Origin of the sequence: Paenibacillus sp. OAE614 (genome assembly GCF_040546645.1) — a bacterium.
Lineage (GTDB): Bacteria > Bacillota > Bacilli > Paenibacillales > Paenibacillaceae > Paenibacillus_AQ > Paenibacillus_AQ favisporus.
This window is the reverse complement of the sequence record NZ_JBEPOD010000001.1, coordinates 1,642,150-1,654,989: the sequence shown is the minus strand read 5'-3', so window position 1 is coordinate 1,654,989 and position 12,840 is coordinate 1,642,150. Positions and strand designations below refer to the sequence as shown.

11 protein-coding genes are annotated in these 12,840 nt (G+C 54.4%); 5 read left to right on the top strand and 6 right to left on the bottom strand.

Features of this window, described 5'->3' with window-relative positions:
- Window positions 1-25: 25 nt before the first annotated feature.
- Together ABIE48_RS07920 and ABIE48_RS07915 are read right to left on the bottom strand one after the other, a co-directional pair.
- Window positions 26-592: an NADPH-dependent FMN reductase gene (locus ABIE48_RS07920; RefSeq protein WP_145022261.1), complete on the bottom strand. Its 567-nt coding sequence runs from the start codon at window positions 590-592 to the stop codon at window positions 26-28.
- A gap of 21 nt (window positions 593-613) precedes the next feature.
- Window positions 614-1,555 carry an alpha/beta hydrolase gene (locus tag ABIE48_RS07915; RefSeq protein WP_192714842.1) on the bottom strand — a complete coding sequence of 314 codons (942 nt, stop codon included), beginning with the start codon at window positions 1,553-1,555 and terminating at the stop codon, window positions 614-616.
- A 469-nt stretch (window positions 1,556-2,024) separates the two neighbouring features.
- Here ABIE48_RS07915 and ABIE48_RS07910 point away from each other — a divergent pair, with 469 nt between their 5' ends.
- The 3 genes from ABIE48_RS07910 to ABIE48_RS07900 all read left to right on the top strand — a co-directional run bounded on the left by ABIE48_RS07910 (window position 2,025) and on the right by ABIE48_RS07900 (window position 5,572).
- Complete coding sequence (locus tag ABIE48_RS07910) at window positions 2,025-3,113, top strand: low temperature requirement protein A (protein ID WP_145022267.1); 1,089 nt, start codon at window positions 2,025-2,027, stop codon at window positions 3,111-3,113.
- Between the two features lie 391 nt (window positions 3,114-3,504).
- On the top strand, window positions 3,505-4,176 hold the full coding sequence (locus ABIE48_RS07905) for a response regulator transcription factor (protein WP_192714843.1): 672 nt from the start codon (window positions 3,505-3,507) through the stop codon (window positions 4,174-4,176).
- Complete coding sequence (locus ABIE48_RS07900; RefSeq protein WP_192714844.1) at window positions 4,166-5,572, top strand: sensor histidine kinase; 1,407 nt, start codon at window positions 4,166-4,168, stop codon at window positions 5,570-5,572. Before ABIE48_RS07905 ends, ABIE48_RS07900 begins: the two co-directional genes overlap by 11 nt.
- Before the next feature lie 89 nt (window positions 5,573-5,661).
- Here the strand turns inward: ABIE48_RS07900 and ABIE48_RS07895 are convergent, their stop codons facing one another.
- The 4 genes from ABIE48_RS07895 to ABIE48_RS07880 all read right to left on the bottom strand — a co-directional run bounded on the left by ABIE48_RS07895 (window position 5,662) and on the right by ABIE48_RS07880 (window position 10,220).
- Entirely contained in the window at window positions 5,662-6,117 is a 456-nt protein-coding gene (locus tag ABIE48_RS07895) for a GNAT family N-acetyltransferase (RefSeq protein ID WP_145022276.1), read from the bottom strand.
- A gap of 158 nt (window positions 6,118-6,275) precedes the next feature.
- Entirely contained in the window at window positions 6,276-8,075 is a 1,800-nt protein-coding gene (locus ABIE48_RS07890; RefSeq protein ID WP_192714845.1) for an ABC transporter substrate-binding protein, read from the bottom strand.
- Between the two features lie 180 nt (window positions 8,076-8,255).
- Window positions 8,256-9,713: a DUF4179 domain-containing protein gene (locus ABIE48_RS07885; protein ID WP_192714846.1), complete on the bottom strand. Its 1,458-nt coding sequence runs from the start codon at window positions 9,711-9,713 to the stop codon at window positions 8,256-8,258.
- Window positions 9,714-9,740: 27 nt separating this feature from the next.
- Complete coding sequence (locus ABIE48_RS07880; RefSeq protein ID WP_076168631.1) at window positions 9,741-10,220, bottom strand: sigma-70 family RNA polymerase sigma factor; 480 nt, start codon at window positions 10,218-10,220, stop codon at window positions 9,741-9,743.
- A 295-nt stretch (window positions 10,221-10,515) separates the two neighbouring features.
- On the opposite strand from ABIE48_RS07880, the gene ABIE48_RS07875 reads away from it, so the two are divergent.
- Window positions 10,516-11,319 (top strand): MerR family transcriptional regulator, encoded by an 804-nt coding sequence (locus ABIE48_RS07875; RefSeq protein WP_192714847.1) that lies wholly within the window; start codon window positions 10,516-10,518, stop codon window positions 11,317-11,319.
- The gene (locus tag ABIE48_RS07870; protein ID WP_192714848.1) at window positions 11,309-12,829 is read left to right on the top strand and encodes an alpha-L-fucosidase; all 1,521 of its coding nucleotides are present in this window, start codon (window positions 11,309-11,311) and stop codon (window positions 12,827-12,829) included. The genes ABIE48_RS07875 and ABIE48_RS07870 overlap by 11 nt, the downstream gene beginning before the upstream one ends.
- The last annotated feature ends 11 nt before the right edge of the window (window positions 12,830-12,840 follow it).

Genomic DNA, 12,840 nt, shown 5'->3' with positions numbered 1-12,840 from the left:
TAGCCTCAGCTCCTGATTAAAATGGTTATTGCCCGTTCATCTGCTGTACCTGATCGACCCATTGGATGAACGACCGCACGTAACGCTGTACATACCTGCGGGTCGTTTCATCGGTCAGCTTACCGCTCTCCGGATCAACCTTCTCCATCGCCTGCGATATATACATTTTTTGAAACGGCATCACATAAGACTGAACGGCGTCCAAGGTTTGCCGGATTTGCTGCTGCGACAAAATCGTCCCTTTAACGCCCGGCGTCGCACCGATGACCCCGGCCGGTTTATGAATGAGGACCGCCGTTTTGGTCGGGGTTGAGGCCCAGTCCAGCGCATTTTTCAGCACACCCGGGATGCCCGAGTTATATTCCGGGCTCACGATGATGATTCCGTCCGCCTGTTGAACCGCTTCGCGGTAGCGTTTGACAGACTCCGGGCTTTCCTCCCGGTCCAAATCCGCGTTGTACAAGGGAAGATCCGCAATCGAGATGAATTCATATTGTGCGGAATCCACAAGCTCCGGGATCGTATCCGCAATCATCCGGTTATACGAATGCTCCCTTAAACTCCCCACCATAATGCCTATGGTTGTCGCCATTTGCTATTTTCACCGCCCCTGCTATTCTTTGAGCCAAGCGTTCGCCAGCGCGATCGCGCCTCTAGCCGCCGCTGTATCCGCAAGGGCATTCAGCATGACGAAGTCATGAATGGCCCCCTGGAAACGGGCAGCGGTCACCCGGACGCCGGCTTCGCGCAGTTTGTTGGCGTAAGCTTCGCCTTCATCGCGAAGAACGTCCGCTTCAGCGGTAATGACCAGTGCAGGAGGCAAGCCTTCGAGCTGTTCGCGAGTTGCCCGCAGCGGGGAAGCATAGATCTCCTCTTTATCGCTCGGCTTCGCAATATACTGCTCCCAGAACCAGGCCATAGCGTCGCGGCGCAGGAAATAACCTTCCGCAAACTGATGATAGGACTCCGTATCGTTGCCTGAATCCGTCACCGGGTAGAACAGCAGCTGTTTATGAATGGCGGGACCCTTGCGTTCTTTCGCCATCAGCGTGATCGCAGCGGTCATATTTCCGCCAACGCTGTCCCCAGCCACGGTAAGGCGGTCCGTATCCAGGCCGTACGCCTCGCCATGTTCCGCAATCCAGGTCAGAACCGCGTAGATTTCTTCGATCGCCGTGGGATATTTTGCTTCCGGAGACAGGCTGTAATTCGGGAATACGACGCAGGCCTCGGCACCGACTGCAAGCTCCCGAATCAGGCGATCATGGGTATGCGCATTTCCGAACACCCAGCCGGCGCCATGGATATAAAGAATGACCGGCAGCTTATTTGTAACGTTTTCGGGACGAAGCAGTCTGACCGAAACCTGTCCGCTCGGCCCTCCCTCAACGGTGATATCCTGAATTTCAACTGGCAGCTTTAGGACGTTTCCTGATTGAACCTCGTCTACGGCTTCGCGCCCTTTTTCCGGTCCAAGATCAAACAAATACGGCGGATTGGCGGTATCTTGTGCAAATTTCAAAGCAGCGGGTTCCAAAACAACCTTCTTTGTCATATGTATTCCCTCCCATAATTTATACTACAATGCGTAGTTTCAAAAAGCATGAAATCACCCGGTAAGGACCACAGCATCCCATGATGCCCGTCCATCAGGCTAAGGACCGTCCAATGTTGATCCGATGCTCCGTGCAGCCAAGAAGCGTAGTGGCAATCGACAAACGATGTTTGACGCATAACATCCCTTTGGCAACGTTAGAATAGCACATAATGTTTTTTGTGTATATAAAATTCTTATTAACTGAGTTTTTCTCTCTAATGTACAAAAAATCAGTAAAAAAGGCCGTTGTATTTACCCCTGCTTAACAATCCGGGACTTCGGTTACAGCCTGCAGTCCTATTTCCAAAAATGTAGTAGACCGGGATTTGAAAATTGATATAATAAATTGATTCTTCGGATGAGCGGCGGATTCGCTTGTGACTCATTTGACGGCATTCATCACATCAAGGAGGGGATCTATAAGGCTATGATTGAAAAAAAGGTGACCTGGCTGGAGCTGTTTTACGATCTTCTCTTAGTCGCAGCCGTGTCCAAAGCAACGCATGTCCTGCTGCATGCGGAACACGGGACCATTCCCTTGGAGTACCTGAGCAAATTCGTGCTGATTTTTATCCCGATCTGGTGGGGTTGGGTAGGACAAACGCTCTTTGTGAACCGGTTTGGCCAGGATATTTTAATTCACAGGGTCTTCATGATCCTTCAGCTGTTGTTCGTTCTCGTCATGACGGCGAGTTTGTCCCCAGATTTTGACCAATACTATGTTCCCTTCTTTGTAGGATACATAGGCTCAAGGGTGCTGACGGCCCTGCAGTATCTTTTGGTCCACCGGGCCAAAGCGGCGCATCAACAAGTGACCGCCTCCTATTTGGGCACCCACTTTTTGATCGGCATTCTGATCTCGGCCTGCTCGCTGTTCTTCGACTCCTGGATCCGGTATGCCGTCTTGTACGTGGGGATCGCCGTAGATATTCTGCTTCCCTTAATGGGGCGCCGGCACTTGGTCAAAACGCCGATCAATACGCACCACTTGTTCGAACGCTTCGCACTGTTTACCTTGATTCTTCTAGGCGAATCGGTCGTCAGTATTCTGGCCGTGCTGCAGTTTAACCACTGGGATCTGCCCTCCGTCTTGTTCGTCGCCTTTACCAGCCTGCTGGTCATTGCCATGTGGTGGCAGTACTTTGATAACATCGACAAAAAGGTAAGCCGGGAAATCCACACGGCCGGCCAAATGATTATTTACGGCCACTTATTCGTGTACTTGTCGATGAGTATGATCGCGGCAGCCATTCAGCTGTTATACAAAGACCAGATGGATTACTCCTTCTTGCTGGCATTCGTGTTTGGGTCCGTGCTCCTGTATTTCTTATCAACCTCTGTGGTGTTTCACCGGTACAGACACAAACATTTGCGGCTGAAGCCCTATCATCTGGCTATTATGCTGGGGATTCTTGCTTGCTGCTTCGTGATTGACCTGATCTTCCCCGTCCCCAATTACGCCATCGTCGGAGAGATCATGATTTTCTTCATAGTCTACGCGAAGTTAACGACATAACCCGTCGTATCATCAAAAAGCGCATCTCTCCGTTGTATAACGGGGGGTATGCCGCCTTCGTCATCAGCCCCAAACCTTCAAGAGCTCCAAAGCCTTGGGTTTTGGGGCTTTTGTGATATGCAGAGTCCTCAAAATCGTGCGTAGCCGCCAAACCATTGCTTGCACCCAAGCTGGAAGGGCAGGTTGAAGCACCGGCCGGCCCCCGATTCTTGACTCGGTTTGTCCGCCGGAAGTATGCTCTTATTAAACTTTAACTCCGGCACTATTTCAGGAGCTAGATCGAATGAACTAAAGAAAGAAATATATCAGGCCGTATTAAACTTTTCTAACAGGAAGCTTGATGCAAAACTTTAGTTCAATCTATATAGATGCGGGAAAGGATCGGATATGGATGAAAATATTGCTGGCAGAAGACGATATGCGGCTGGGAGAGCTGGTCGTGCACATGCTGAAGAAAAAAGGCGGCCATTCCGCGGATTGGGTCACCACCGGCAGGGAAGCCTGCGAGTATGCCGAAGCCTCCAATTACGACGTCCTGATTCTCGACTGGATGATGCCGGAAGGCGACGGCGTCTGGGCCTGCCGGCAGCTGCGGAAGGAAGGATACATGGGCGCCATCCTGATGCTGACCGCCAAGGACGGACTGCAGGACCGGATCAATGGACTGGACGCGGGCGCCGACGACTATTTGGTCAAACCGTTTGAAATCGAGGAGCTGCTTGCCCGGCTCCGCGCCCTGTCGCGGCGGAATTTTGCGCCCATTCAAGGTGAGGAAGTTCAGGTTCCCGGCCTTATCCTGAACCGGACCAACCAGACGGCAAGCATCGCGGAAGAGCTCGTCCAGCTGACACCGCGGGAGTTTCAGCTGCTGGACCTGCTGATTCAGAACAAGGGCATCACCTTGACCCGGGAAGTCATTTTGGACCGGATTTGGGGACTCGACGCCGATGTCGGCCCCAAAGCGATCGACGCCATGATCAAGCTGCTCCGCAAGAAGCTCAGCGGACTGGATCAAGAGCTGATTCAGAGCATCCGGGGGGTCGGCTATAAAATTGAAGCCTAAATGGAAATGGAAATCCCCCTTCGCCTGGCCCCGGCAGGGGAGTGACCTGTTCAAAAGAACCCAGAACCGGCTGACGCTGCAGTATACCGCGGTGCTTATCGCTTTTCTCGCCCTGTTCATCGGAACGGTGTACGGGCTGCTGTATTTTCTGCTGATCAACGACCAGAAAAGTCAGCTGAACGACTGGATTCAGGATATGTCCTATGCGTTTCATGAATCGATGGAGCATACCGGCTCCTATAATATTGAAGGTAATCTCGGCAGCAGCTATCCATCGTTAGCGAACCAGACGGTGGGCTGCTTCAAGGACCCTCATGGGAATTTTCTGTACGAAGCGCAGCAGCGGATGGGACTGAGCGCAGCGGTCGGCAGCGCGGTGGCGGAGTGGACGCCCGAAGGCGATCAGACGGAGTACAAGACCGTTACGATCAAGGAAACCGGCCGGGATGCAGGGCCACCAAGACACGGGAACGATCCCCGCAAGGCGGCTCCCGGAAATGTCCGCATGCTTCTTGCCGGCAAGGCCGTTTACGATAACGGGGTCTTTATAGGCACGCTGTACGTGGCCAAAGAGGTAGGCAGCCAGTACCGGCTGTTCGGCTGGCTCCTGCTCGTGCTGGTCGGGCTCGCGCTGCTGTTCTGCGTCCTGGCCGTGTTTCTCAGCCGGAACATGTCGGTCAAGGCGATGGTTCCGATCGCCCGCTCGTATACGAGGCAGCGCGAGTTCGTCGCGGACGCCTCACATGAGCTGCGCACGCCGCTCAGCGTCATCCTGTCCTCCATTGAGGTGCTCGAAATGGAAAACAGCCTGAAGGACGATCCGTTCAGCCGGAGGGTGCTGGACAACATGCGGGAAGAAGCCAAGCGGATGACCGACCTTTCCAGCCACCTTCTGACGCTGGCACGCTCCGATTCGGATGAGGTTCAGCTGAGCATAACTGATTTTGATCTGGCGGCTGAAGCCTCACGGACGGTAGCATCCCTGCTTCCTTTGGCGCAGGCCAAGCAGATTGCGCTGAAGCTACATGCGGAGGACGGCATGACGGTTCATGGCGATGCCCAGCGCCTGCAGCAGCTGATGGTCATCCTGCTGGACAATGCCATCAAGTACACGCCGGAGGGCGGCACTGTCTCCCTTGCCCTGGAGATCCGGGAGGACAAACGGAGAATGCTGCACATGACCGTCAGTGACAACGGAATCGGTATACCGCCGGAGGAACAGCCGCACATCTTCGAACGCTTTTACCGCGTGGACAAATCCCGCGCGCGGGAGCTGGGCGGCCACGGCCTCGGGCTGTCCATCGGCAGATGGATTGCCGAAGCCCACGGCGGCACTTTGAGCGTGCAAAGCACGCCCGGCCAAGGCAGTACCTTCACCGCTGTCATTCCTTGCTAAGTCTTCCGGCACATGAAGTAAAGGACATGCTCAACCTGTCGATGACAGGAAGCATGTCCTTTTTTCACATCAAGCTCCGCAAGTTTAGGTTACAGCTCTCGGGTCATAAAAGTACTGAAAGGATCGAGCGTATAGTCCGCAAATGGGCCGCACTCCTCAAATCCGAAGGTTGCGTACAGCCGTCTGGCCGGCTCGAACGACGCCATTGAGCCCGTCTCCAGGCTCAGCCGCCGGTATCCCCGCCGCCGGGCCTCCTCAATGATATGGGCCAGGATGGATCGGGCCACGCCTTTACGCAAGTGGGCGGATGCGGTCCGCATTGACTTGATCTCGCCGTGGCTGGGATCAAGCTCCTTCAGCGCCCCGCAGCCTAGCAGCTCTCCCTGTTCCCATGCGCTCCAGAACGTCACATCAGGACGCCGCAGCCCGTCCAGATCTAGGGCGTGTACGCTCTCCGGCGGCGACTCCTCCGCCATGCCTTGAAGATGCTCGCGGATCAACGCGGCTATTTCCGGCCCGCTTAAATCGTCCAGCATAATTTTCATACCGTTCACCTTCACTCCGTTAGTAAGTTTCATCTCATGTGCTGTGATCATTGTACAGCCGGACGAGCTTCAGAAAAAGGCAATCTTTCCGGGAAACCTTTCCCCTTTCGCCAGATGTCATGTTTTCCCGTACAGCAATCGCGATTGATCTCCCGCTGTTAACCTTCCCCTTTAAACCAGATGTCCTTAAAATCCACCCACCCGGCGGCATTCAACCGAACGCCCTGCTGCGCCGGATGGGACAGCACCCGGGCTTCGTTGTAGGTCAAAAAGACCGCCATGTTGCGCTCAATCAGCCAGGTTTCCAGCCGCTGAAACGCCTCGTCCCGGGCTTCCGGTTTCGCCTCCTGAAGCAGCTGCCCCACAAGCCGGTCTACTTCCGCCTGCGTTCCGGGATCCAGCATGCTGCGAATGAAGCTGTACCGGGACAGTAAATATTCGATCTGCCGGAGCAGCCCCTCGCTCAGCAGCGCCTCGAACAGGATCAGGTCTGCCTCCCAGATCCGCTCTTCCTTCATTAATTCCTCCCAGGGCACAATATGCACGTCCAGCCGGATTCCGGCCTGACCATATTGCTGCTGAAGCCAGTAAGCCGCCTGCTCATGGCGACGATACGCATACAGCTTCAGAGCCTCTCCACCGTACCCGGACCGTTTCAATTCCCTCGATGCCTCTTCCGGATCATACAGCGGATCAGCGGCATCCGGCTGCGGCTCAAGGTGAAACCCGAGGCAAGGGGAAGCATGCGGGTAACCCAGCTCCCGGACCATCCGGCTCCGGTCAACCGCGAGTGCAAGCGCCCTGCGGAAGGAACCGGTTTGCAAAACCCCCGGTTTCGCAAGGTTTATCGTCAGCATGCTGCATCCGGTGACGAGACGGCTGCGCGGCCACGTCTTCAGCTCTTGACGGCGCGCTTCTCCCGTCTCGACGACCAGTACGCCCGGATTGGTCTCCACCGTCCATTCTCCGCCGGTGTCCGGGATGATCATTACTTCGATTCGATCGATCAGGCCCCGGGCCGCATAATAATCCGGGAAAACCTCCAGCACGCACATCCCCAGCGTAAGCTTAGCGATCCGGTAAGGCCCTGCCCCGACGGGCAGGCTGCCGGGAACCGTTCCGGCCCCGGACTCCCCGCTGGCGCGGGAAAGGATGGCTGCCGCCGTATGCGACATAAATAACGCAAACAGGACGTTGGGCTGACGCAGCTCCATGCGGATGGTGTAACGCGATTCCGCGCAGATCTCAACGATGTTCCTGCACAGCCAGGAATGATTGTTGGATTCCTGCTGCACGCGCAGCAGGCTGTATTTGACGTCATCGGCCGTAAGCTCCGTGCCGTCGTGAAATGTCACGCCTTTTCTCAAATAGAACGTCCAACAACAGGCATCAGCACTAGATTCCCAATGATGTGCGACGCCCGGAATAACCTTGCCGGTGTCCATTTCCAGCTCGACCAGAGTCGCATGGATTTGGCGGATCAGATGGGTATCGAAAGCATACATTGCGTCCGCCGGGTCAAGCGTCACGATCGGCCGGTATATCGGCAGGCGGAGCGTCTCCACCATACGGCCCTCCCCGGTCGTTTCCGTCCGGTATCCGAAATAGCCGGTCAGCCAGTCCATAAACCGCTGCATCACTTCGGGTTCGCCCGCCTGCTCTTTTACCCATAGAAGTGCGCCCTGCACGTCTCCCTGCTTCACGTATTGCTGTGCTTCCCGGATCACAAGCTCCCGCTTGTCCACCAGAAACGTCAGCTCGGACCGATGGCCCCTGCCCTGCCCGGCTGCATACCGGATCAGGCCGGCGTCCGCCATTTTGCGCAGGATCAGCCTGGCGTTGCGGGGCGTGCAGTACAGGGCCTCGGCCAGCCCGTCGATCGTCACCCGGAACGGCTCCCCTTCCTTTTCACCGGAATAAGCGCTTCGCAGCCGAAGGTAATCTTCTGCCAATCTCACCGGACATAGCCCCTTTTGTTCAGTTGAAAAAATAGTATGCATCCAACATACAAATTTTGCTGGCGCATTTCAACCCCACCGGCCGGGCTTTTCTAAGGGAACAAAAAGGCAGCCTTCGGGCCCCTCAGCCTTCAGACTGCCTGTCTATATATTTTGTGGTTGTACACGGTTGTACGCTAGCTACTTCAGCAGTTCCACCGCCTGCGTATCGCGATTCGGCATCCATATCTGCTTCACCTTAATGGTCAGCGGCTGCGGATAGTCTACCGCATCCTTGCCGAAGTTGTAATCGTAATCGTCTCCCATCGTGTCCTTCTTGTTGGACCAGCTATGTCCACCTTGAGAATATCCTTCAGGAGACTGCCTTTTGTGGACGTTGCCGTCGGCATCGGTGAAGCTGTCATCCAGCGACAGCGACAGGCTCTCGCCGGCATAGGCGTTTTCGAGCTCGCGGTGAATCAGCACCTCGCCGGGGCCAGCCGGCCGGGTGTATGAAATCAGGGTAAACCGGTCGTCCGGCGCCTCCACAATCTGCTTCTTCTTCAGGTCGATCACGATTTGCATCTGGTCCTTGTCTACCGCAGCAGTGCCCTCCGTCTTGAGCCTAATGGAATCATACTCGGCGTATTTCTGGCCGCTGCCGTACATCAGCATCGCATCTGTACCTTCCGTGAGGGCCTCCGAATTGTCCCGAGAGTACCACTTCGGATAATACAGCTTTTCGATGTCGTCCCCGACTTTCCCGATGAGCACCGGACTGAGCAGCCGGAATACTTGTTTCCCATTCGCCTGATCATAGTCCAGGTCGACGTACGTGTGCAGCGGCGTATAGATGACCTGAGTCACATGAACCTGCTGGCCGTCTACTGTCAGGGTCCGGTCTGGGTGCAGCACGCGCTCTTTGTCCTTGAACATGGCGGGATCGAGCTCAAACGAAATGTCGAAAGCCGTGCGGTATTTATTGGAGCTGGACATCAGCGCTTCGTTTGACGTCTCCGTCAAGATCACATGAAACTTGGCATCCTTGGTATATTGAACGGACGGGTTCAGGGGCACGGTGTAAATAAAATGATTGGCTCCATTCGCCGGAATTCTGTTGCTGTTGCTTCCCGCCAATTCCACCGACGCTCCTTTGGACGGGGCTTCCACGCCGCCAAGTTCAAGGGCTACGTCCGCGTTGATGACCTCTTTATCCGTTTGGTTGCGGACACCGAACAACACATAAGCCATCCGGCCATCCGTGACGGCACCGTCCACCTCTACGCCATACCCTTTTTGTTCGACGCTTTCGGCAATCGGCTTGACGAGCCCCTGGTCCATTGCGCTCGCCAGACCATCCAGATAGGTAGAGCGGTACGGATCTAAGGCGGACTGACTTGGTATCCCCGCCGTCTGCTTCGGCGCCGGCTCAGCCCGATGGGCCAAGCTGCCGATCGAGAAATTGATAATTAGCAGGGCCGCCGCGAGAGCCATAACCGTCCCCGTACTCCAAAAATAGAAACGCCGCTTCTCACGCATTTTTCCTCTCTCCATTCCTTTGCGCATAGCCAAAGTCAATTTCATCTCAGGCAACGTTTCCGCATGCTTGTTTACTTCATAGGCATCCTGCAGCAGGATGCGCTGTTCTTTTTCGGGCATAACCTCTCCCTCCCTTCTGCTCAGCCTCTACATATATTTCCGGAGCTGCTTCAGGCCTTCCCGCAGCCAAGTCTTGATCGTTCCTTCCGGCTTGCCCAGCACCTTCGCGATTTCCACGGACGTCATGTCCTGGTAATATTTCAGCATGACGACATGCCGGTACTTCGGCTTCATCCGCTCCAGCGCGCGCTGCAGGTCGATCCGCTCGCTGCTTTTCATCTCCTGCACGGCGCCTTCCTGCGGCTCTTCCACCGGAAACACCCGTTTCTTCCGCCGCAGCTCGTCCATGCAGCAGTTGATCGTGATGCGGATGAGCCACGGGGTGAAGGACTGCGGGTCCTTCAGCTTCTTCCGCTTCACCCACGCCCGGTATGACGCCTCCTGCACGGCTTCCAGCGCATCGGCTTCACTGCGCAAATAACTGTAGGCGATGGAATACAATTTTCGCTGCTCGGCGGTCAGACGCTCAAAAAACGCTTCTGCTTCCGTCAGCGTGGTTCTATTCATATGGATCTCGCTCCATGTACTATCAGCATTCAGCGTCCCCACTCCCCCCTCTGTATCTCTACAACCCGTTCACCGACGGGCCTCTTGGCGGCCGCTCTATAATATAGACGCGTGAGATTGGAAAATCGATTGAAATATTTTTTAAGTAAAGGAATCTCGGGAGCATGTCCCGCTCCAGTACGACGAAGTCTTGGCTCGAATGAAGTATGCGCGTCCGTTACGCACGATTTCTTTCCAAAAAACAGTTGCTCATTACGTAACGTCATGTGATGTAATGAGGATGGAGGTGTGATGCATGCATAATGACGACACAACTTATTTGGTCGGAGAAATATCCGCAGCTACCGGCGTAACGGTACGGACCCTTCAGCACTATGACAATATTGGACTGCTGCCCACAACCGGCCGTACGGCAGGCGGACGGCGGTATTATACGAAGGACGACCTCCTCTGCTTGGAGCAGATCATTTTTTACAAATCTCTAGGGCTCTCTCTTCAAGAAATCCGCGACAAAGTCATCCAGCGTCCCGACTCATCGCAGATCGAACAAATTCTGCAAGAGCAGGAACTGGCGCTTTACCGAAAAATAGAAGAAGCCTATGCAGGCATCGCCGCCATCGAGGCCCACCGGACGGCGGTCGCGGCCGGAAATGATGCGCCGTGGCAGCTTTTGGCCTTTTTTATCCGGTGTTTCAACAACAGCAGCCTGGTCGATTGGAAACAATATGCTTTTAGCGAAACCCAAAAAGAAATTTTCGGCAGACGATTTGCCACGGAACAAAGTGCATTCGATTTGTATCATACCTGGAGACGACTGGCTTTAAAAGCCGTTACGCTGGAGCTGGCAGGCGCAGGGCCGGAAGAGTCCGCTGCACAAGAGCTGGCCAAGGCTTGGTGCACCATGGTGCAAGAGGCAACCGGCGGAGAAAGCGAACAAGCGGATGCGTTTGTACAAATGCAAGGTGAACGGGCATCTTGGCCGGAGGGCGACCGGGAACTTTTCGAGGCATCCCAAGCTTTTATCAACAAGGCGGTAAACCATTATTTATCGGGTCAATCATCAGGCTACAAGGACGGAGGAAGCAGCCGTGAATCTTAAAAATTACGAGCCCACCCGGGAATCCCTCAACGGTCACCCGCTTCCGCAATGGTTTGACGAAGCAAAATTCGGCATCTTTATACACTGGGGTCCCTATTCCGTACCTGGTTTTGCACCCGTAGGTAACTTTGCGGATACTTTAAAGACCGATTATGATCGGGCAATGCTCGTCTACCCTTACGCTGAAGGCTATTGGAATGCGATCAAAGACCAGACCACACCGTCTGCGCGTTATCATCGAGCCGTATATGGCAGCATGCCCTACCAAGGATTTAAACCGCTGTTTATGGACGGGGTGAAACAATGGCACCCCATAGCTTGGGCTAAAATTTTCAGGAATGCCGGTGCAAAATACGTCGTAATCGTATCGAAGCACCATGACGGATTTTGCCTATGGCCAACGAAGGTGACCAACCCGCATGAGCCGCACTGGTTTAGCGAGCGCGACATCATCGGCGAATTAGCAGACGCTGTACGCAGCGAAGGCCTGCGCTTTGGCATCTACTATTCGGGTGGGATCGACTGGACTTTTCGGAGAAGGATTTCAAGAACGTTTATGGACTACTCCTTTTCCACACCCGGGGGCGGTTATGCAGCATACGCCGACGCCCAGATCCGCGAACTGATTTCCCGATACCGCCCTGATATTCTATGGAACGATATATGCTGGCCAGGGAACGAAGACTCCCTTTTTCGATTGTTCGCCTACTACTATAACGCTGTACCCGAAGGCGTGGTCAATGACCGCTGGAAGCATTCGACTTCCGCTAACAAGTTGTTAAGTCTCAAACCTGTACGCGCAGTGATGGACATAATGATCAAACGAATGATCATGAACAATCCGGATATTCATTCTGCCCTGGCGCAGCCTGCTATCCCTCATAGCGATTTTTCGACTCCGGAATATACCAAACACAAGGAAATACAACCTGGAAAATGGGAGATGACACGCGGAATCGGCCATTCATTCGGCTACAACCGCAATGAGCAGGATGCAGACTATTCATCCTTTGAAACCTTGCTAATCGATTTTATAGATGCCTTGTCCAAAAACGGAAATTTGCTGCTGAATGTAGGTCCGCGTGGCGAGGATGCTCAAATTCCTCCCGAGCAGTTAAGCCGGTTGTCCAAATTCGGGGATTGGTTACAACGGAATGGGGAGGCCGTATATGGTACGCGTCCCTGGATCCGTGCGGAAGCGGAAACGGAGACCGGTGAAACGATCCGATTTACTAGGAAAGGCAACCAACTGTACCTGATCATCTTAGGTCGTCCAAACGGAATAACCGTCAAGGTAAAGGAATTTTTCTGCGAAGGTACAGCAAATCTGCTGACGGATGACAGTCCGGTTCAGCTAAAGCGGGAGGGCGAAGACCTGAACCTCATTTTCGAACACCGGCTTGAACATATTTTCGTTCCTGTCATCGTAATTGAAGGTGAGCATGACGGTGGAATGAAGCGATCACCTGCTGTTGCCGCGGGTGCGGACCTTACAGGCAGTGAGGGATGAATGGTAAAATC